Source organism: Brevundimonas goettingensis (assembly GCF_017487405.1).
Taxonomy (GTDB): domain Bacteria; phylum Pseudomonadota; class Alphaproteobacteria; order Caulobacterales; family Caulobacteraceae; genus Brevundimonas; species Brevundimonas goettingensis.
The window spans coordinates 1,892,128-1,911,139 of the sequence record NZ_CP062222.1 but is presented as its reverse complement, the minus strand read 5'-3'; the positions used below and the strand labels follow the sequence as shown (position 1 = coordinate 1,911,139).

At 68.8% G+C, this 19,012-nt stretch carries 19 protein-coding genes; 9 read left to right on the top strand and 10 right to left on the bottom strand.

The features are described from left to right. Positions 1 to 26: 26 nt before the first annotated feature. The 8 genes from IFJ75_RS09510 to IFJ75_RS09475 form a co-directional block, all read right to left on the bottom strand. Positions 27 to 431, bottom strand: a complete 405-nt coding sequence (locus tag IFJ75_RS09510; protein WP_207932326.1) for a hypothetical protein — start codon at positions 429 to 431, stop codon at positions 27 to 29. Beyond that, positions 428 to 715 carry a hypothetical protein gene (locus IFJ75_RS09505; protein WP_207932325.1) on the bottom strand — a complete coding sequence of 96 codons (288 nt, stop codon included), beginning with the start codon at positions 713 to 715 and terminating at the stop codon, positions 428 to 430. The genes IFJ75_RS09510 and IFJ75_RS09505 overlap by 4 nt, the downstream gene beginning before the upstream one ends. 1 nt (position 716) lies before the next feature. Further along, complete coding sequence (locus IFJ75_RS09500) at positions 717 to 1,004, bottom strand: hypothetical protein (protein WP_207932324.1); 288 nt, start codon at positions 1,002 to 1,004, stop codon at positions 717 to 719. Next, positions 1,004 to 1,345, bottom strand: coding sequence for an NAD(P) transhydrogenase subunit alpha (locus IFJ75_RS09495; RefSeq protein WP_207932323.1), 342 nt, complete (start codon positions 1,343 to 1,345; stop codon positions 1,004 to 1,006). Before IFJ75_RS09495 ends, IFJ75_RS09500 begins: the two co-directional genes overlap by 1 nt. Before the next feature lie 211 nt (positions 1,346 to 1,556). After that, positions 1,557 to 2,690: a Re/Si-specific NAD(P)(+) transhydrogenase subunit alpha gene (locus tag IFJ75_RS09490; RefSeq protein ID WP_207932322.1), complete on the bottom strand. Its 1,134-nt coding sequence runs from the start codon at positions 2,688 to 2,690 to the stop codon at positions 1,557 to 1,559. A 144-nt stretch (positions 2,691 to 2,834) separates the two neighbouring features. Continuing rightward, positions 2,835 to 3,092 carry an aa3-type cytochrome c oxidase subunit IV gene (locus IFJ75_RS09485; RefSeq protein ID WP_207932321.1) on the bottom strand — a complete coding sequence of 86 codons (258 nt, stop codon included), beginning with the start codon at positions 3,090 to 3,092 and terminating at the stop codon, positions 2,835 to 2,837. Positions 3,093 to 3,171: 79 nt separating this feature from the next. Then, complete coding sequence (locus IFJ75_RS09480; protein ID WP_207932320.1) at positions 3,172 to 4,977, bottom strand: M3 family oligoendopeptidase; 1,806 nt, start codon at positions 4,975 to 4,977, stop codon at positions 3,172 to 3,174. Between the two features lie 42 nt (positions 4,978 to 5,019). Continuing rightward, complete coding sequence (locus tag IFJ75_RS09475) at positions 5,020 to 5,256, bottom strand: hypothetical protein (protein ID WP_207932319.1); 237 nt, start codon at positions 5,254 to 5,256, stop codon at positions 5,020 to 5,022. 116 nt (positions 5,257 to 5,372) lie between these two features. Between IFJ75_RS09475 and IFJ75_RS09470 the strand changes: the two genes are divergently transcribed. Next, positions 5,373 to 6,359, top strand: a complete 987-nt coding sequence (locus tag IFJ75_RS09470; RefSeq protein ID WP_207932318.1) for a helix-turn-helix transcriptional regulator — start codon at positions 5,373 to 5,375, stop codon at positions 6,357 to 6,359. Positions 6,360 to 6,450: 91 nt separating this feature from the next. After that, complete coding sequence (locus IFJ75_RS09465; RefSeq protein ID WP_207932317.1) at positions 6,451 to 7,890, top strand: hypothetical protein; 1,440 nt, start codon at positions 6,451 to 6,453, stop codon at positions 7,888 to 7,890. On the opposite strand, the gene IFJ75_RS09460 is transcribed toward IFJ75_RS09465, so the two are convergent. Beyond that, the gene (locus IFJ75_RS09460) at positions 7,887 to 9,329 is read right to left on the bottom strand and encodes a helix-turn-helix domain-containing protein (protein WP_207932316.1); all 1,443 of its coding nucleotides are present in this window, start codon (positions 9,327 to 9,329) and stop codon (positions 7,887 to 7,889) included. The two genes, IFJ75_RS09465 and IFJ75_RS09460, sit on opposite strands and share 4 nt — an antisense overlap. A gap of 153 nt (positions 9,330 to 9,482) precedes the next feature. Between IFJ75_RS09460 and IFJ75_RS09455 the strand changes: the two genes are divergently transcribed. Further along, positions 9,483 to 9,701, top strand: a complete 219-nt coding sequence (locus IFJ75_RS09455) for a hypothetical protein (protein ID WP_207932315.1) — start codon at positions 9,483 to 9,485, stop codon at positions 9,699 to 9,701. A 39-nt stretch (positions 9,702 to 9,740) separates the two neighbouring features. Here the strand turns inward: IFJ75_RS09455 and IFJ75_RS09450 are convergent, their stop codons facing one another. Next, entirely contained in the window at positions 9,741 to 12,023 is a 2,283-nt protein-coding gene (locus IFJ75_RS09450; protein WP_207932314.1) for an ATP-binding protein, read from the bottom strand. A gap of 200 nt (positions 12,024 to 12,223) precedes the next feature. On the opposite strand from IFJ75_RS09450, the gene IFJ75_RS09445 reads away from it, so the two are divergent. The 6 genes from IFJ75_RS09445 to phoB all read left to right on the top strand — a co-directional run bounded on the left by IFJ75_RS09445 (position 12,224) and on the right by phoB (position 18,960). After that, positions 12,224 to 13,627: a sensor histidine kinase gene (locus IFJ75_RS09445; protein ID WP_207932313.1), complete on the top strand. Its 1,404-nt coding sequence runs from the start codon at positions 12,224 to 12,226 to the stop codon at positions 13,625 to 13,627. Between the two features lie 146 nt (positions 13,628 to 13,773). Then, entirely contained in the window at positions 13,774 to 15,222 is a 1,449-nt protein-coding gene (gene pstC, locus IFJ75_RS09440; protein WP_207932312.1) for a phosphate ABC transporter permease subunit PstC, read from the top strand. Further along, positions 15,215 to 16,531, top strand: coding sequence for a phosphate ABC transporter permease PstA (gene pstA, locus IFJ75_RS09435; RefSeq protein ID WP_207932311.1), 1,317 nt, complete (start codon positions 15,215 to 15,217; stop codon positions 16,529 to 16,531). Before pstC ends, pstA begins: the two co-directional genes overlap by 8 nt. A gap of 4 nt (positions 16,532 to 16,535) precedes the next feature. Further along, positions 16,536 to 17,501, top strand: a complete 966-nt coding sequence (pstB, locus tag IFJ75_RS09430) for a phosphate ABC transporter ATP-binding protein PstB (protein WP_207932310.1) — start codon at positions 16,536 to 16,538, stop codon at positions 17,499 to 17,501. Next, positions 17,498 to 18,229, top strand: a complete 732-nt coding sequence (gene phoU, locus IFJ75_RS09425) for a phosphate signaling complex protein PhoU (RefSeq protein WP_207932309.1) — start codon at positions 17,498 to 17,500, stop codon at positions 18,227 to 18,229. The genes pstB and phoU overlap by 4 nt, the downstream gene beginning before the upstream one ends. Positions 18,230 to 18,270: 41 nt before the next feature. Next, positions 18,271 to 18,960: a phosphate regulon transcriptional regulator PhoB gene (gene phoB, locus IFJ75_RS09420; RefSeq protein WP_131248927.1), complete on the top strand. Its 690-nt coding sequence runs from the start codon at positions 18,271 to 18,273 to the stop codon at positions 18,958 to 18,960. Positions 18,961 to 19,012: the final 52 nt, after the last annotated feature.

Sequence of the window (19,012 nt, the reverse complement as noted above, 5' to 3'; positions counted from 1 at the left end):
TGTTGGTCTTGTCGTGTGATGGATCATCAGAACACCGTCGCCCGGGCCGGTCGCGCCGGATCGTTCGTGCCGGCGGAGACGGTGCGGGCGCCTTCGCGGGCCAGACCCAGTCCGATCGGGCCGGGGCCGTCGGTCAGGGTCAGGGCGCGGCGGCCGTCGGGGCCGGGCAGGCGGCCTTGATCCGGGCCGCGCCCGGTCAGCCTTATCCCGTTGGCCCAGTGGTGCAGATCGTACGGGCTGGCCCGGTAGGTGACGGGGCGGAAGCGGCAGGCCAGCGTCCAGCCGGTCCCGGCGGGCGCCGCGACGGCCCAGCGCAGGCCCTGGAACGGCGGCCCCGGGACGTCGGTGTCCAGCGAGGCCTGGGCCAGGGCCGAGCTCGCCAGCAGGCCGGCAGGGGCTGTCGCCAGAAGGGCTGCCATCGCCTTCATCATTCGTAGTCCCCCGGGCAGGCCGTCCGCGCCAGCCGCCAGAAGGCCGCGACGATGAACAGGGGCGAGAGGAAGACCAGGGTCCAGTCGATGGCGTTCATCGGCCGCTCCTGGGCCACGATCCGCACCAGAACGGCCGAGAAGATCAGCACCACGCCGCAGTCCAGGAAGCGCAGCTTGCGGATGGCGTTCTTCTCGCGGAAGAAGCTCCACGCCCACAGGCCAAGCCCCAGCCCCGTGGCGATCCACGAGACCAGAACGGCCAGTTGTGCGGGGCTGATGGGCATGTCAGTCGGCCCGCCGCCACTTGCGGAAGGTGCTGACGCCGCTCCAGGCAACAGCGGCGATGGTCACGACAAGAAGGGTGATCAGCAGCGGCTTGTGCCCGGCCTGCGCCGCCTCCAGCACCTGCCAGCCCCAGAAGGCCAGGAAGGCCGGGAACAGGATGGCCATCAGGAACAGCTCGACCCGCCGCCGCAGCGGACGCGACATCCGGCCGCTGGACAGGACGAAGGCCAGGGCGCCCAGAAGGACGGCCGGGATCACGATCATCATGGCGATGTTCGCCGGGGTCATCAGGCGGCCTTCGTCTCGGCAGCCGGCTTGGGCCGTTCCTTCTTCTTGTACATGGCCAGCATCCGTCGGGTGACCATGAAGCCGCCGAAGATGTTGACGCTGGCCAGGGTCACGGCCGCGACGCCCGCGCCCTTGGCGATCCAGGGTGTGGCGCCGCTGTCCCCTGCGGTCGCCGCCGCCGCGATCAGGCCGCCGACGACGATGACGCTGGAAATGGCGTTGGTCACGGCCATCAGCGGGGTGTGCAGGGCCGGCGTCACCGACCAGACCACATAATAGCCGACGAAGATCGCCAGCACGAAGATGGCCAGTCGGAAGACGGTGGGATCGACGTGTTCCATCAGTCAGCTCTTCTGTTCAACGGGGTGGCAGGATCATTCTTCGGTTCCAGACCCAGGCGCCGCGCCAGATCGACTGCGGCCGTCAGCGCCAAGAGGCCGCCCGCACAGGCGGCGAAATGCTGGCCCGTTGGATCGACTTGCAAGAGGACGAAAGCCACGGTCGCCGCCCCGGCGACGATGGCGGTCAGATGGAGAGGGTGAGCCAGTAGCCTCATCCCCGCACGCCCTCATGGACCACCGCGCCGCCGTTGGTGACGACGGCCGCTTTGAGGATTTCATCTTCCAGATCGAGGCTCACCGCGCCGTCCTTGAGGATCAGGCCGACGAAGGCCAGCAGGTTCTTGGCGTAAAGGGACGAGGCGTCAGAGGCGATGCGGCCGGGCAGGTTGGCGATGCCGACGATCTGGGCGCCGTTCGGGGTGACAACGGTCTCGCCGACCTTGGCGCCCTCGACATTGCCGCCGGCCTCGACGGCCAGGTCGATCAGGACCGAGCCCGGCTTCATCGTGCCGACCTGTTCGGCGGTGACCAGCACCGGCGCCGCGCGGCCGGGGATCAGGGCCGTGGTGATGACGATGTCCTGCTTCTTGATGTGCTCGCCGACGAGCACGGCCTGTTTGGCCTGGTATTCCGCCGACATGGGCTTGGCGTAGCCGCCGGCCGTCTGGGCGTTCCTGAACTCCTCGTCTTCGACGGCGAGGAATTTGGCGCCCAGAGACTCGACCTGTTCCTTGGTGGCCGGGCGGACGTCGGTGGCGGTGACGACGGCGCCGAGGCGACGCGCCGTGGCGATGGCCTGCAGGCCCGCGACGCCGACGCCCATGACGAAGACCTTGGCCGGGGCGACCGTGCCCGCCGCCGTCATCATCATCGGGAAACCGCGGCCGTAGGCGGCGGCCGCCTCGATCACGGCGCGATAGCCGGCGAGATTGGCCTGGGACGACAGGGCGTCCATGACCTGGGCCCGGGTGATGCGGGGCACGAACTCCATGGCGAAGGCGGTGGCGTTGGCCCCGGCGAGCGCCGCGACGGTGTCCTTCTCGCGATACGCATCCAGCAGGGCGACCACGATGGCGCCGGGCTTGAGGGCGGTGATCTCCTGCGCTGTCGGGCCGCGCACCTTGAGCAGGATGTCGGCGCCTTCCAGCACCGCGCGGGTGTCGGGCTTCACCACGGCGCCGGCGGCGACATATTCGGCGTCAGGGAAGGACGACCCGGCGCCCGTGCCCGCCTCGACGGTCACGGTCGCGCCCAGGGCGACGAATTTCTTCACGGTCTCGGGTGTGACAGCGCAGCGCGTTTCGCCTTCACGGCGTTCGCGGGTCACGGCGATGGCGACGGCCAAACGAATCTCCCCAAGTCTTGTTCTTGGAAATCACGTTAGGCTGGAATGGATTGGTCCGTCAAAGCTCGAAAAGGCCGTTCGCAAGCGAAAGGCGTGCGCGAAACCGGATTTGACCGGCAGGGACTTGCCGATCCGGCAGGAGCCCTAGTGGGCCTTCTTCGAGCCTGACTTCAGCCAGACCGCGCCGACCGCGAAAAGCGCCACGCAGAGGAAAAGGCCGAGGAAGATGTTGCCGCCAGGACGGAAGGCCATGACCAGGCCCAGCAGCAGGGCGGCGATCGCCAGCGAGCCCCAGCTGAACATGGCCTGGACCAGCTTCCAGGTCGCGGCCTGTTCGCCGATGGCCATTTCACCGCGCTGATAGTCGTCAGCGCCGTGAGCGTCGTGGTGCGGGTCGGCCATGAGGTCTGCATCCGGAAGAGTCGGTGGTTTGCGACTTATAGCGCGGCTTGCGCCGGGCTCAAGTCATAGGCTCGCGGCTTCAGAACGTCGCCTCGAACTGGTCGACCAGCCGCTCCAGCCGGCCGCAGCCGATGGTCCAGAAGGCCGGGTCGCGCGGGTTGAGGCCGAAGGGCTTGAGCGCTTCGTCATAGGTCCGCGTCCCGCCGCCGGCCAGGAGCTCGCGGTACAGGGGCGTGAAGGCGGCCGGGTCCTTGCGCCGCGTCTCCATCAGGGCCGCCACAAGCAGGTCGCCGAAGGCATAGGCGTAGACGTAGAAGGGCGAGTGGACGAAGTGGCTGACGTAGGACCACCAGTGCTCGTAACCGGGGTTCAGGGTGACGGCCGGGCCGAGTGAGGCCCCCATCTCCTCCAGCCAGATCTGGCCGATGCGTTCGGCCGGGACCTCGCCGTTGGCGCGCTCGTCGTGGAAGCGGGTCTCGAAGCGGTGGAAGGCGATCTGGCGGACCACGGTGTTCAGCCCGTCCTCGATCCGCCCGGCCAGCAGGCCGCGCTGCTCGGCCTTGGGCGCGGTGGCCAGCAGTCGGTCGAAGGTCAGGCCCTCGGCGAAGATGGAGGCGGTCTCGGCGAGGGTCAGGGGGGTGTCGGCCAGCAGCGTGCCCTTGTCGGCGGCCAGGGTCTGGTGAATGCCGTGACCCAGCTCATGCGCCAGGGTCAGGACGTCGCGCCGCTCGCCCATCCAGTTCAGGAAGACATAGGGGTGGCGGTCGGCGGTCACCGGGTGGGCATAGGCGCCCGACTGCTTGCCCGGGCGGGCGCGGCCGTCGATCCACGGATTGTCGAAGAATCGCGTGGCGCGATCGGCGAACTCGGGACCCAGGTCGGCGAAGCTGTCCAGAACCATGGCCTTGCCCTGCAGCCAGTCGAAGCCGCGCGGGGTTGACGTATCCAGCGGGGCGTTGCGGTCCCACTGGTCCAGCGCCGTCTTGCCCATGGCCTTGGCCTTCAAGGCGTAATAGCGGTGCGACAGCTTCGGATAGGCGGCTGCGACGGCCTCGGCCATGGCGTCGACCGCCTCGCCGTGGACCTCATTGGCCAGGTGGCGGGCGTCGGCGGGGCGTTTGAAGCCGCGCCACTTGTCCTCCAGGGCCTTGTCGGCGGCGATGGTGTTCATGACCAGGGCCATGGTCGAGGTGCGGGCGCCGAGCGTCTCGCTCAGCCCCTCGGCCGCCGCCTTGCGCCGCGCGGCCTTGGGATCGGACAGCCGGTTCAGGGCCTCGGCCAGGGTCAGCTTCTCCTTGCCGACGTCCGCGCGAAGGGCGGCCAGGGTCTCGTCGAACAGCCGGCTCCACTGGGCCGAGATCGGGCCGTGCTCGGCGAGATAGGTCTCCAGCTCCTGCGACAGCTCGTGCGGCTTCATCGCCCGGACCCGCCGCAGCCAGGGCCGCCAGTTTGCCGCGCCTTCATCGGCCAGGAGGGCGGCCTCGATTTCGGCGTCCTCGAGCTGGTTGATCTCAAGCGTCAGCCAGACCGTCGGCGTGGCGATGGCGGTCATCTTCTCGCGGATATCGGCCTCGAAGCCGTTGGCCTCGGCGTCGTCGCGCGCGGTCGAGGCGGCGAGGAAGGCATAGGCGCCCAACCCGCCGAGCGCATCCGTCGCCCGCTCATAGAGGCCGATCGCCTTGTCCAGCAGCCCACCCAGGGCCTTCGGCTCGCCCCGCGCCGCGATCAGCGCGCCCTGAAGGGCGTTCAGCTCCGCCACGGCGGCCTTGCCCTTGTCGAGGTCGGCGGCGATGCGCGAGTCTGATCGCGAGGAATAGAGATCCGACAGATTCCACAGCGGGGCTTCGATCGAGGGAGCGGGGGGCGCTTTGAAGGGGGCGTTCATACCCTCAACAGTGGGGACGTCCGCCGCCAGAGGCAACCGGTCTTACGCCGCCATCCGCCACAGCAGGCTGTCGTCGATGGCTTCGGAGAAGCTGCGGGCCTCGTCCCACATCGCGTCTTCCTCGGAGTAGCGGGCGCTGGCCGAGGCGGAGATGACGTCGATCACCTGTTCCTCCAGCCGGTCCCAGATGATGGCCAGGTCGCCGCAGCCCTCGGCCTCGCACGGGACGATCATGTAGCGGCTGGCGTTGACGGAGGCGTGAGGAGCGAAGTGGGCCATGGTCGTTTCCTTTGAGCGTTGCCTGGAAGGCGGTGTCTGAGGGGCGGTGTCTTGCCGATGATGGACAATGCGACGGCGTTGCGCCAAAATCGGACGTATCGTTCAGGAGGCCCGCGATGCGACACGACAAGGCGATGATGGTCATCGAGCTGGCCCGGCGCATGGCCGCCTCGGCCGAGGGGCTGACGCTGGACGAGATGGCGCGCGAGAGCCGGGTCGGGCGGCGTACCGCCGAGCGGCTGCGCGACGCGGTCCTGATGCTGTTTCCGGCGGTGGAGGAGGTCAGCGACCCGCCAACCAAGCGCTGGCGCATCCGCGGCGGCCTGTCGGCCTTCGAACAGGCCCCGACCACGACCGAACTGGTCGAACTGACCAAGGCGGCGCAGGGCCTCAGGGCGACGGGGGAGGCGGGCCGGGCGGTCGCGCTGGAAGGGTTGGAGCGTAAACTCAAGTCGGCCATGCGTTCGACCACCCTGAACCGGCTGGCGCCCGATCTGGAGGCTCTGGTGCGGGCCGAGACCATCGCGGTTCAGGCCGGGCCGCGTCCCTCGGCCGACGAGAGCGTGCTGGCGACCATTCGCGGCGCGGTGCTGGCGCAGCAGCCGCTGGGCTTCACCTATGCCCGGCCGGGCGCCGAGCCGCGTCGCCGCAGCGTCGCGCCGTGCGGGGTGATGTTCGGCCGCGCCAACTATCTGGTCGCGGCGGACCGGGAGAGCGGCCGTATCCAGACCTTCCGTCTGGACCGGATGAGCGCGGTCGAGGCCCAGGATGGGGTCGCCCCGCCGCCCGCCGACTTCGACCTGGCCGTCTTCGCCAGCCAGTCCTTCGGCATCTATCAGGACGAGATCGAGGAGGTGGTGCTGCGCGTGGCGCCCATCGGCGCCGACGAGGCCCGGGCCTGGCGCTGGCACCCGACCCAGACCATCGAGGACCAGCCGGACGGCGGCGTCATCGTCCGCTTCCGCGCCTCGGGCATGCGCGAACTGGCCTGGCATCTGTTCACCTGGGGCGAGCAGGTCACCATTCTGGGCCCGCAGCGGCTGAAGGCGACGATGGCCGGGGAACTCGCCGCGGCCCAACGGGCTTTGGAAGCCGCGCCCTGATCTGCCGCCATCCGGCCTCTGGGATTAGCAAAGCTTAAGGTGACGGTTCGCCAGCGCGCCGGTATCCGCGTTCTCGACCTCCGGAGGCTCCATGCGACCCGTTCCCGTTCTGGCTGCCCTGATGCTGCTGACCGCCGGCTGTGCGGCGGCCGAACCCGCGCCAGCCCCCGCGGCCCAGGGTGTGATCACCGGGCCGGTCAGGGCCTCGGTCCTGCGCGACGGGGATCGCTGGACGGTCGACTATCAGTTTAATGACAGCGCGCCGGTCTGGGTCTTCCAGCGTTCGGCCCTGTTGCGCGTGGGTCGCCAGCCCTGGCGGCCGCAGTGGTGGTCGGTGGAGACGCCGGGCGTCGTGCTGGAGCGTCAGGGCCGTTACGACGTGCTGCGCACGACCGACGGCGGCCCGGTGCCGCGTGAGGTCCGCATCGTCATGCATCCGCGCGCGGGCGATCTGGAGGCGGACTACGATCCGGCTCTGATCTTCACCGACGGCACGGTCGCCCTCTATTCCGGCCAGTTCGACGTGATGCCCATGCCCTCGCTCGAGGCCGTCCGCGCCCTGCCGCTGGACCTGAACGGCGTGGACCTGCCCAACAGCGACCCGGCCGAGGTGCGCTGGAAGGATGCGGCGAGGCCGGTTCTGTTCAAGGGCGAGCGGGTGGACGCCCCCGTCGCGGCCAAGGCCGACACCTATGTCCTGTTCGGGGAGGCCAGCATCCGCCAGAATCCGGGCGTGACCACGGTCATCGATCCCGGCCTGCCCCACTGGCTGGGCGAGGAGCTCGGCCGGTTCACCCCGCAGGTCATGTCGGTCTATGAGCGGCGGCTGGGCGAGAGCCGTGGCGGACTGCCCACCCTGATGGTCAGCTGGACCGGCCCGACCGAGCATGTCTCCAGCATGGGCGGCAGCGTCCTGCCCGGGTTGATCTCGATGAATTTCGAAGGGGAGGGAGTGCTGGATCCCGACGCCGCCGCCCTGTCGCGCGCCCGCTGGTTCATCGGTCACGAGAGCGCCCACTTCTGGCTGGGCTCCAACGGGCTGAAGTATCAGTTCGCGCGCGAGGCCTGGATCACAGAGGGCGGGGCGGACCTGATGGCCGTACGCGCCATCCAGTCGATCGACCCGACCTATGACGCCCGCGCCGAGCTGCAGCGCGAGGTCGACGACTGCGTGCGGCTGGCGGCCGGCAAGCCCATCGCCACGGCCGGCGAGCGCGGCGACAACCGCGCCTACTACGCCTGCGGCGCCGTCTGGAGCATGGCGTACGAGGCGGCGCGCAAGGCCCGGCGCGGCGGCGACTTCATCGATGTGGTCGCCGACTTCCAGCGCGCCTATGGCGAGGACGGGATGCTGACGCGCGAGGAATGGCTGTCCGGCCTGACCCGCATCGCCCGCGACCCGTCGCTCAGGCTCGGCATCGAACAGATGCTGGATCAGGGCGTCGCCGACCCGACCGCCACCCTGGGTCGTCTGTTCGACCGGACGGGCGTGGCCTACCAGCTGGTGGGCGGGAAGATCGTGCTGAGCTAGGCGCCCGAGAACGGATAGGGGCTCACCGACTTGGACCAGTCGTCCACCGTCAGGGGCCTGTCGACCGGCGGGGCGGCGCGTTCGGCGCAGGGGTGGCGGTGGCACAGGCGGCAGGCCGGGCCGATGGGGGTGACCTCGGGGTTCTGGAGGTCCAGCCCCCGGGCGTAGATCAACCGATGGGCGTGGCGCAGCTCGCAGCCCAGGCCGACGGCGAGGTCGGCGCCTTCCGAGAAGGCGTCGTGGCCCTGACGGTCGACGGTGCGGGCCAGTGTAAACCAGCGGCCGCCGGGTTTGCCATCCTGAGGCGGCGTCTCGATGATCTGGGTGATGATCCGCCCCGGGGTGCGAAAGGCCGAGTGCAGCCGCCAGCGCGGGCAAGCGCCTCCAAAGCGAGAAAAGGGAAAGCCTGCGGCCGCATAGCGTTTCGAGATATTGCCCGCCTGATCGACCCGCATCAGGAAGAAGGGCACGCCGCGCGCGGTCGGGCGCGACAGGGTCGTCAGCCGGTGCGCCGCCTGTTCGAAACCCACCCCGAACCGCGCCTGCAGCCGGGCCAGGTCATAGCCGGTCTGCTCCGCCGCCCTCTGGAACGGGCCATAGGGCATCAGGACGGCGGCGGTCAGGGTGTTGGTCAGGGAGACCTTGAGCAGGTCGCGGCTGACCGGGTCCGGCATGTCGGCGGCGTCGGCCATTTCGGCCAGCTCGGCCTCATGCTCAGCCAGAACCAGCTGATAGACGACCGCGAAGGCGCGCGACGCCGGGCCCAGGGTTTCGGACACCAGCAGGCGGCGGCGGTGCGGGTCGAAGCGGCGGGTCCATTCGACCATGACCTCGGCGGGCATGACCTTGACCGTCAGATTGTGCCGCTCGGCCAGCCGGGCGCGGGCCAGGATCTCGACGTTCTCCCCTGTCTCATTGGCCGTCAGGGCGCCGTGCAGGGCCTCGCCCAGCGCATCCAGTTCGGGGAAGTGGTTTTGGCGGACCTGAATCCAGTCGCGCACCCGGTCGGCGGGCGTATCTTCGAGCCCGGCGCCGCCGCGTTCGGCCTGGATCCGGTCGCGGGCGCGGCGATCGGCGAAGGCGCGGTAAAGGCGCAGCATGGCGTCGGCGGCGGCGGGCGCCTCGTCGGCCAGTTGCAGGATTTCGTGACGCGGCACGCTCAGTCCCTGGAACATGGGGTCGGCCAGCAGCTCGGTCAGCTCGGCCTCGGAGGCGTGACCGTCCGGTGAGTTCAACCGGCGCAGATCGACGTCATAGGTGTCGGCCAGACGCAGCAACAGCTGGGCCGAGACGGGCCTCTGGTTGCGCTCGATATGGTTCAGATAGCTGGGGGAGACGCCGAGGTCGGCGGCCATGGCCGTCTGGGTCAGGGCGAGCTCGCGCCGCAGCCGTTTCAGCCGGCCGCCGAGGAAGAGTTTGTGATCGACGGCGGCGTCCATCCGCGAAGGATGTCACATCATGACTGAAAGGCAAGAGTCACATCATGACAAGATGACTTTCCCGATTGCACTCCGACGGTATCAATATGACTTCCGGCGTGTTGATGTCGGGTCAGGGCAGCGGGCCTTCCGCTGTCGCAAAGGAGACCCGCCATGGAACCGCTCAGCCGCCCCCAGGCCATCATCGACTTCTGTTTGGCCCCGCTAGACCTCGATCCGTCCGCGACGGGCGCGGAGGAGACGCGCCGCCGTCTGGAGCATGTGATCAAGACCTTCCAGTCCAAGCTGGCCAAGGCTTCCAGCCCGATCAGCGTCGACTTCTCGAACATGCCGTCGCAGGTCATCAACGAGGCCGCCCACGGCTACGAATAGGGTGGCTACGAAGAGTTGGGCAGGCGAGGGCGCTCGGCTTCAGGCCGCCAGCGCCCTTTGCTGTTCGCCCAGGTCGCAGACCAGTTCCAGCAGTTCGGCCGCGTTGAACGGCTTGGCCAGGTGGCGGTCGGCGCCGGCGGCCTGGCCTGCGGCGACGTGCTCGGCCAGGGCGTTGGCGGTCAGCATGACGATCGGCGTGCGGTTCAGGCCCATGACCGTCTCGTGCAGGCGGATCTCGCGCGTCGCGGTCAGTCCGTCCATGACCGGCATCTGCATGTCCATCAGCACCAGGTCATAGCCACCGTCGCGATAGGCGGCGACGGCCTGGGCGCCGTCCTCGACCGAGGTCATGTCGACGGCGGCCGGGGCCAGGATCAGCTCAACCACGCGGCGGTTGGTCGGATGGTCGTCAGCCAGAAGCACGCGGATGCGATGCGGCTCGAAATCTTCCGCGTCGGGTTGGGCCTCGACCAGGGCGGCGGGCTCCTGGGCCTCGATCAGGGGCAGGGTCAGGATGAAGGCCGAACCGCCGCCGGGCTCGCTCTCGCAATCCAGGTCGCCGCCCATCATCTCGGCCAACTGGCGGCAGATGGCCAGACCCAGGCCGGTGCCGCCGAAGCGGCGCGTGATCGTGCCGTCGGCCTGTTCGAAGCGGGTGAACAGGCGGTCGCGCGCCTCGGCGTCGAAGCCGACACCGGTGTCCTCGACGGTAAAGCGCAGCATGGCCGAGCCGTCCGGGCGCCGGCCGCGGCAGGCGGTCAGGCTGACGAAGCCCTGATCCGTGAACTTGACGGCGTTGGAGACCAGATTGGTCAGCACCTGTTTGACGCGGACGACGTCGCCGCGGACCCAGGCAGCGGCCTCCGGCTCGATGTCGACGAAGAAGGACAGGCCCTTTTCGGCGGCTCCGGCGGCGTAGAGCTGTGCGGCCTCGCGCACGGCGCGCGCCAGGTCGAAGGGTTCGCTGGCGATCTCCATCCGGCCGGATTCGACGCGGGCCAGATCCAGAATGTCGCTCAGCAGAGTCTGCAGCGTATGGCCCGACGACTGGATCAGCTCCAGCATCTCGGTCTGGTCGGGCGTCATTTCAGTGCGGGCCAGAGCCTGGGTCAGGCCGATGACGCCATTCAGGGGCGTGCGGATCTCGTGGCTCATATTGGCCAGGAACTCGGACTTGGCCCGGTTTGCGGCCTCGGCGGCGTCGCGGGCCTCGGCCAGGGCGCGGCTGTCGCGCTTCAGGTCGGTGATGTCGTTGCAGACCGTGACCATCCCGCCCGCGGCGGTGCGACGGTCCTGAACCCGCAGCCAGCGGTCGTCCTCGACATGCTGTTCCAGGGTGCAGGACAGGGCCTTGCGGGCGGCCAGCCGCTCGGCGATCCACGCCTCTTCATTGCCGAAGGCCTCGGTATAGCGGCCGGCGGCGACGCCGATGCGAATGATCTTCTCGAACGACATGCCGACGGTCAGGGCGGCGGCGATCTCGGGGTTCACCTCGGCGTAGCGGGCGTTCCAGACCATCAGCCGTTCGTCGGCGTCGAAGAAGGCCAGGCCGTCCGGCATGGCGTCGACCGCTTCGCGGATCTGGGCCAGGGCGTTGTTGCGCGACCAGGAAGCGACGCCGACCACGAAGGCGGCCATGGCGATGATCACGGCGACGCCGGTCGCCAGCCAGAACAGCAGGCCCGTCTCGCCCATACCGCCGGTCAGGACGACGCTGGGATCCGGCACGATGTCGAGGGCGGCCATGGAGCCGAAATGGAGGGAGCAGACGCTCATCAGGGCGAAGCCGGTGACAAGGGGCAGCCGCCAGCGGGAGGCCGACTGGGCCGGTAGTCCGGTCAGGACGGCGAAGCCCAGGCTGACCACGACCGACAGGGCGACGATAACCGGGTGGTAGACGAACCGGGCCCCCTCGAAGGTGACGGCGGCCAGGCCGACGAAATGCATTGCCGCGACCGAAGATGCGCCGGTCACCGCCCCGATGATGCGGCGGCTCCGATCGACGCCGCCCCGGTTCAGGGCGACGCAGGCCGAGAGGCCGATGACAGCGATCACCAGGGAAAAGAGAGTCGCTGCCGGGGTGTAGCGGACCGCGAAGCCGGGATCGTAGCCGACCATGGCGATGAAATGGGTCGCCCAGATCGACAGGGCCAGCACAAGGGCGCCGGCCGTGCTGTACAGGCGTCGGGCCTTGGGCGCGGCGGACCGGCCGAGGCCCACGAGGGTAATGGCGGTCGCAATGCCGCCCGCGCACACCACCGCAGCCAGCAGCATGAAGCGCCAGTCGTGTTGGGTCGTCAGGCAATTGATGATGCGATGCACCGGTTCGGAATCCCCCTTCAGTGGGGGCACAGTCGCCGAAACAGGTAAAGAAACCGCCTTTGCCGTACACTTTTTTGGCGCAAGGGCATTGGTTTCCCGCAACGAGATGATCGTCGTCATCCGGACGTGTCAGGACGATGCTAGGACTCGACGAATCACACGCCCGACCTGACGCAAAGCCGCCGCGAGACGCTTCCCCCATGTCCTTCGATCCGTCGCCTTCGCCCGTCGCGCCCATGGCGTCGTCGCGCCTGTGGACGGCCGGGACGACCGGCGGCCTGGCGGTGGTGGTGATCCTGATCTTCGCGGCTTTCCGCACCGAGCTGGCCCCCTGGCTGATCGGTCTGGCCCTGATCGTCGCGGCCGCCACCTGGTTCGCCAGCCGATCGACGGGCGGACCGGCAGGCGCGGCTGCCGCCGGAGCGGTGGCCGCACCGACCTCGATCGCGGCGGCCGCGCCCCTGCTGGACAACGTGTTCGAGGCGCTCAACGACCCGGTCCTGATCATCAGCGGCGGAGAGGCCGACGACATCGCCGGTCGCCGCATCGTCATGGCCAACGCCGCCGCCCGCGACCTGTTGCGCGTCCCGCGCGAGGGCGCCCTGCTGGTCTCGGCCATGCGGGACCCGGGCGTGCTGGAGGCGGTCGATGAGGCCCTGTTCGGCGAGGTGACCAAGACCACCGACTATTCCGCCGGCGGGGCCCGGGCGCGGCACTGGCGGGCGTGGGTCCGGCCGTTGCCGTCGCCGCGCGAGGCGCCCCTGGCCATTCTGGCCCTGCGCGACGAGACCGACGTGCGGCGCATGGAGCTGATGCGCGTCGACTTCCTGGCCAACGCCAGCCACGAACTGCGCACGCCCCTGGCTTCGCTGAGCGGCTTCATCGAGACGCTGAAGGGGCATGCGCGCGACGACGCCGTGGCCCGCGACCGCTTCCTCGACATCATGGCCACCCAGGCCGAACGGATGAGCCGTCTGGTCGCGGACCTGCTGTCGCTGAGCCGGATCGAGCTGAACGAACACATCCCGCCGTCGGGGCGGGTCGATCTGGCGCGGGCGGCCTCGGACGTGGTCGATGCCGTCAGCGTCCTGTCGCAGGAGCGCGGCGTGGTCGTCACCCTTCAGTCCGACGGCGGCAAGATCAACATCGACGGCGATCGCGACGAGATCATTCAGGTGATCCAGAACCTGGTCGACAACGGCATCAAATATTCGGCCCCCGGCCAGTCGGTCGAGATCGTCATCCGCCGCGACCTGCACATCGACGCCGCGCCCGGGCCGCGCACCGACGGCCTGACCCGCCTGCCGCTGCTGACCCCGGATCGCGAGGCGGGCGTCCTCTATGCGGCCGTCACCGTGCGCGATCACGGCCCGGGCATCGCCCGCGAACATTTGCCGCGCCTGACCGAACGCTTCTATCGGGTCGAGGGTCAGAAGAGCGGGGGAGAGCGCCCCGGCACGGGCCTTGGCCTCGCCATAGTGAAGCATATCGTCAACCGCCACCGCGGGGGTTTGACGGTGGTCAGCGCTCCCGGCGAAGGCGCGGCGTTCAGCGCCTATTTCCCGATGTCGCCGATCCGGTCCGAGACGTCCGACGCCATCTGAGACCAGCCGAAAGCGGGCGGACCTACGCCGTTACAGAAGTGTCACGGATCAGTCGTAATCCGCTCGCCAATAAAAGGCAGTTTCCCGCCTCACCGAGCCGGCCCCCAGCCAGGCTCTGAAACCCTGGCGATTCTGTTCGGACCTCGATGATCTGGTTCTTCCTTCTGGTGGTTATCGCCTTGTCGGCGCTCGCCTTTATCGGCGGGCGTGGGCTGGCGGTGCGCCGCGCCGACGCCCAAACCCGCGCCGGGGGCTCCAAGGCCCACTCGCGACCCGCCCAGCACGGTCTCTATGCGCTCATCTGGGTCGGGGCGCCGTCGCTGCTGGTTCTGATCCTGGCCGGGGTCTTCTCGGGCGGCATCGCCCACCAGGCCCTGGTCGCCGGCGCCTCGCCGGAAGTCGAGCAGCTTGAGCCCTTCCGCCGCGAGGCCTTCTTCTCGGACGCCTATCTGGTCGGCGCCGGTCAGCCGTCGCAGCAGATCTGGCCCGCGCCCCTGGCCGAACAGCTGACCGTTCAGGGCCGTCGCGCCGCCGAAATCCGCACGACCCTGTCGATCGGCACGGGGATCGCCGCCCTGATCGCCGCCGTTCTGGGCGGCCTGTTCGTCTTCATCCGCATCCGTCCGGACCTGCGCGCCCGCAATCGGGTCGAGGACTGGATCGGCGTCGTGCTGTTCGCCTGTTCGGCCGTGGCCGTCCTGACCACCATCGGCATCGTCTTCTCCCTGCTGTGGGACAGCCTTCGCTTCTTCCAGTCGGTGCCGGTCGCCGAGTTCCTGTTCGGGACCAAATGGTCGCCCCAGATCGCCATCCGCGCCGATCAGGTGGGCTCGTCAGGCGCCTTCGGGGCCGTGCCTTTGTTCGCCGGCACCTTCCTGATCATGATCATCGCCATGTGCGTCGCCGCGCCGGTCGGCCTGTTCTCGGCCATATATCTGTCGGAATACGCCAGCCGCGGCTCGCGCGCCGTGGTCAAGCCGGTGCTGGAGATTCTCGCGGGGGTCCCGACCGTGGTCTACGGCTTCTTCGCGGCCCTGACCGTCGGTCCGGCGCTGCGCGTCTTCTTCAACTCCATCGGCGACTTCCTGATCGGCGGGCCGCTGAACGACATCGGCCTCTATCTGTCGCTGGTGCAGAACCAGATGGCCCTGGTCGCCGGGGCCGTGATGGGGATCATGCTGATCCCGTTCGTCTCGTCCCTGTCGGACGACATCATCAACTCCGTGCCCCAGACCCTGCGCGACGGCTCCTACGCCATGGGCGCCACCAAGTCGGAGACGGTCAAGAAGGTGCTTCTGCCGGCCGCCCTGCCGGGCATCGCGGGCGCCCTGCTGCTGGCCATGTCGCGAGCCATCGGCGAGACCATGATCGTGACCATGGCGGCGGGCCTCGCGGCCAAGCTGACCCTCAATCCCCTGGACACGGTGACCACCGTCACCGTCCAGATCGTGACCCTTCTGACCGGCGACCAGGAGTTCAACAGCCCCAAGACCCTGGCCGCCTTCGGCCTCGGCCTGACGCTGTTCCTGGTGACCCTGGTGCTCAACATCGTGGCCCAGCGGATCGTCCAGACCTATCGGGAACAGTATGACTGACGCCACTCTTTCCAAAGGCGCCGATTCCCAGGGCGTCGGCGTCGATCCGGCGCGGGTCAGCAAGCTGCAGGCCGGCATCAAGAAGCGCTACGCCAAGGAGGCGCGCTTCAAGCTTTACGGCGTTCTGGCCGTCTCGGTGGCCGTCGGCTTCCTGCTGCTGCTGCTCGGCCGGATCATCGAACAGGGCCACACGGCCTTCTACGCCCACGAGATCACCCTGCCGGTCTATATGGACCCGGCCCGGATCGACCGGACCTATCCGCAGGGCACCAATTTCGAACTGCTGGTCGCCGAGCAGGAGCTGGTGCGTCTGGGCGTCCAGGACGACGAACAGGGAACCAAGGCCCGCGCCATGCGGTCGCTGTTCTCGTCGGAGCTCAAGTTCCGCGCCGCCGCCCTGGTGCGCAACAACCCCAACATCATCGGCCAGACGGTGACCATCGCGGCCCCGGCCTCGGACGAGGCGGACCTGTTCTACAAGGGCGAGATCTCGCGCGACACGCCGTCGGACCAGCGCCGCATCTCGGATCAGCAGATCGTCTGGCTGGACCAGATGAAGGCCTCGGGCGCGGTTCGCACCCACTTCAACGGCGCCCTGTTCACCAACGGCGACTCGACCGAGCCCGAGCTGGCCGGCGTCCTCGGCGCCGTGGTCGGTTCGGCCCTGATGCTGCTGGTCACCGCCCTGATCGCGATTCCGATCGGCATCGGCGCGGCCGTTTATCTGGAGGAGTTCTCGCCCCGGAACCGGATCAGCGACCTGATCGAGGTCAATATCAACAACCTCGCGGCCGTGCCGTCGATCGTCTACGGCCTGCTGGGCGTGGCCCTGTTCATCAACTGGATGCACCTGCCGCGCTCCTCGCCGCTGGTCGGCGGTCTGGTTCTGGCCCTGATGGCCCTGCCGACCATCATCATCGCCACACGGTCCTCGCTGAAGGCCGTGCCGCCCTCGATCCGCGAGGCGGCCCTGGCCATGGGCGCCAGCCGCACCCAGACCGTGTTCCAGCATGTCCTGCCGCTGGCCATGCCGGGCGTCATGACGGGGACCATCATCTCCATGGCCCACGCCCTGGGCGAGACCGCGCCCCTGCTGCTGATCGGCATGGTCAGCTTCGTGCCGGGCATCCCGCATTCGGCGGTGGAGCCCACGGGCGCCCTGCCGTCGCTGGTCTATATCTGGGAGAACGCCTCGGAGCGGGCGTTCCACGAGCGGACGGCTGCGGCCATCCTCGTCCTTCTCGCCTTCATGATCGTCATGAACGCCGGCGCGATCCTGCTGCGTCGGCGCTTCGAACGCCGGTGGTAAACTTATGAAATTCCCTTTCTTCCAGTCCCCGGTGAAGGCTGCAGACGGCCATGAGGGCGGCCCGGTCGATCCGACCGAAGTCCCGAAAATGGGCGGTCAGGTCCTGCCCGGCGCCGGCGAGGCTCCGCGGGGCGAATCCCTGCTGACCCCGTCGACGGATGAAGGCGCTCATTCGCGCGCCCCGACCGTCACCGCGCCCAATTTCCCGGCCGGCCCGACCAAAATCGCCGCGCGTGACGTCTCGGTCTTCTACGGCGACAAACAGGCCCTGTTCGACGTCTCGCTGGACATCCCGGACAAGACGGTCACCGCCTTCATCGGCCCGTCAGGCTGCGGCAAGTCGACCTTCCTGCGCACCATGAACCGGATGAACGACACCATCCCGGGCTGTAAGGTGACGGGTCGGATCGAGATGGACGGCGGCGACATCAACGCCAAGGCCATCGACCCGGTGCTGCTGCGCGCCCAGGTCGGGATGGTGTTCCAGAAGCCGAACCCCTTCCCCAAGACCATCTATGAGAACGTGGCCTATGGCCCGCGCATCCACGGCCTGACGTCCAACAAGGGCGAGCTGGACGGCATCGTCGAGGCCTCGCTGAAGCGCGCCGGCCTGTGGGACGAGGTCGCCGACCGGCTGCACTCGGCCGGCACGGGCTTGTCGGGCGGTCAGCAGCAGCGTCTGGTCATCGCCCGCGCCATCGCGGTCAATCCCGAAGTCATCCTGATGGACGAACCCTGTTCGGCTCTGGACCCCATCGCGACGGCCAAGATCGAGGAGCTGATCGACGAACTGCGCGAACGGTTCTGCATCGTCATCGTGACGCACTCGATGGCCCAGGCGGCGCGGGTGTCGCAGCGGACGGCCTTCTTCCACATGGGCCGGCTGGTCGAGCACGGGAACACCGAGGAAATCTTCACGAATCCCCGCGAACGGCGCACCCTCGACTACATCACGGGGCGCTTCGGTTGAACACGCATACCGTCAAGGCTTACGGCGACGAACTGAACCAGCTGACCGCCGAGGTCGCCCGCATGGGCGGCCTGGCCGAAGCCCAGGTCGCGGACGCCGTGGACTCTGTCGCTCGCCGCGACATCGCCCTTGCGCGCGCGGTGGTCGACCGTGACGTCAAGCTCGACGCCATGCACCGCGACATCGAGAAGAAGGCCATCCGCCTGATCGCCCTGCGTCAGCCCGTCGCCTCGGACCTGCGCAAGACCCTGGCGGCGATGAAGCTCTCGGTCGATCTGGAGCGCACCGGCGACCTGGCCAAGAATATCGCCAAGCGCGCCCTGGCCGTCGCCGAGACCGAGCCGATGCAGCCCCTGACCCGCTCGATCGAGCGGATGGGCCGGCTGGTGTCGATGCGGCTGCGCGACGTGCTGGACGCCTATACCTCGGGCGAGCTCGACGGCGCCCTGGCGGTCTGGGCCTCGGACGACGAGGTCGACGAGCACTACAACGCCCTGTTCCGTGAGCTGCTGACCTACATGATGGGCGATCCGCGCACGATCAACGCCTGCACCCATCTGCTGTTCATGGCCAAGAACCTCGAGCGGATCGGCGACCACGCGACCAATATCGCCGAGACGGTCCACTACGAGATCACCGGCGACGAGATGATCGGCGAGCGCCCGCGTGGCGCGCCCGGCGCCTCGGAGACCGGCCTGACCCATACTCACACCCTGCCTGAAGCCTGACCTCCCCGGCAGGCTGATCGGACGACGACGGAGAGACCCACGTGCAGCCCTACATCCTGGTGATGGAAGACGAGGACGCCCTGGCCACCCTGCTTCAGTACAATCTGGAGAAGGAGGGCTATGATGTCGTGATCGCCTCCGATGGCGAGGAGGGTCTGGTCCAGGTCGACGAGCGCCAGCCCGACCTGGTCCTGCTGGACTGGATGCTGCCCAAGGTCTCGGGCATCGAGGTCTGCCGCCGCCTGCGCGGCCGGGCCGAGACGCGCAACCTGCCGATCATCATGCTGACCGCGCGCGGCGAGGAATCCGACCGCGTCCGGGGTCTGGACACCGGAGCCGACGACTATCTGACCAAGCCCTTCTCGATGGTCGAGTTGATCGCCCGCATCCGCGCCGTGCTGCGCCGGATCCGTCCGGGCCTCGCCGACGACCGCGTCGGCCATGGCGACATCGTCATCGACCGCGTCGCCCACCGCGTGCGCCGCAACGGCACCGAGGTCCACCTCGGCCCGACCGAGTTCCGCCTGCTGGACCACTTCATGCGCCACCCGGGCCGGGTGTTCAGCCGCGAACAGCTGCTGGATGCCGTCTGGGGCTCGGACGTCTATGTCGAGGCCCGCACCGTCGACGTCCATGTCGGCCGCCTGCGCAAGGCCCTGGACGTCGGCGAAAGCGCCAACCCGATCCGCACCGTGCGTTCGGCGGGCTATTCGCTGGATCTGGAAGGCTAGAGGCGCTGCCGGGCGAGGGGCAGGCGGTTGACCTGACCGGCCGCTGGGCCGG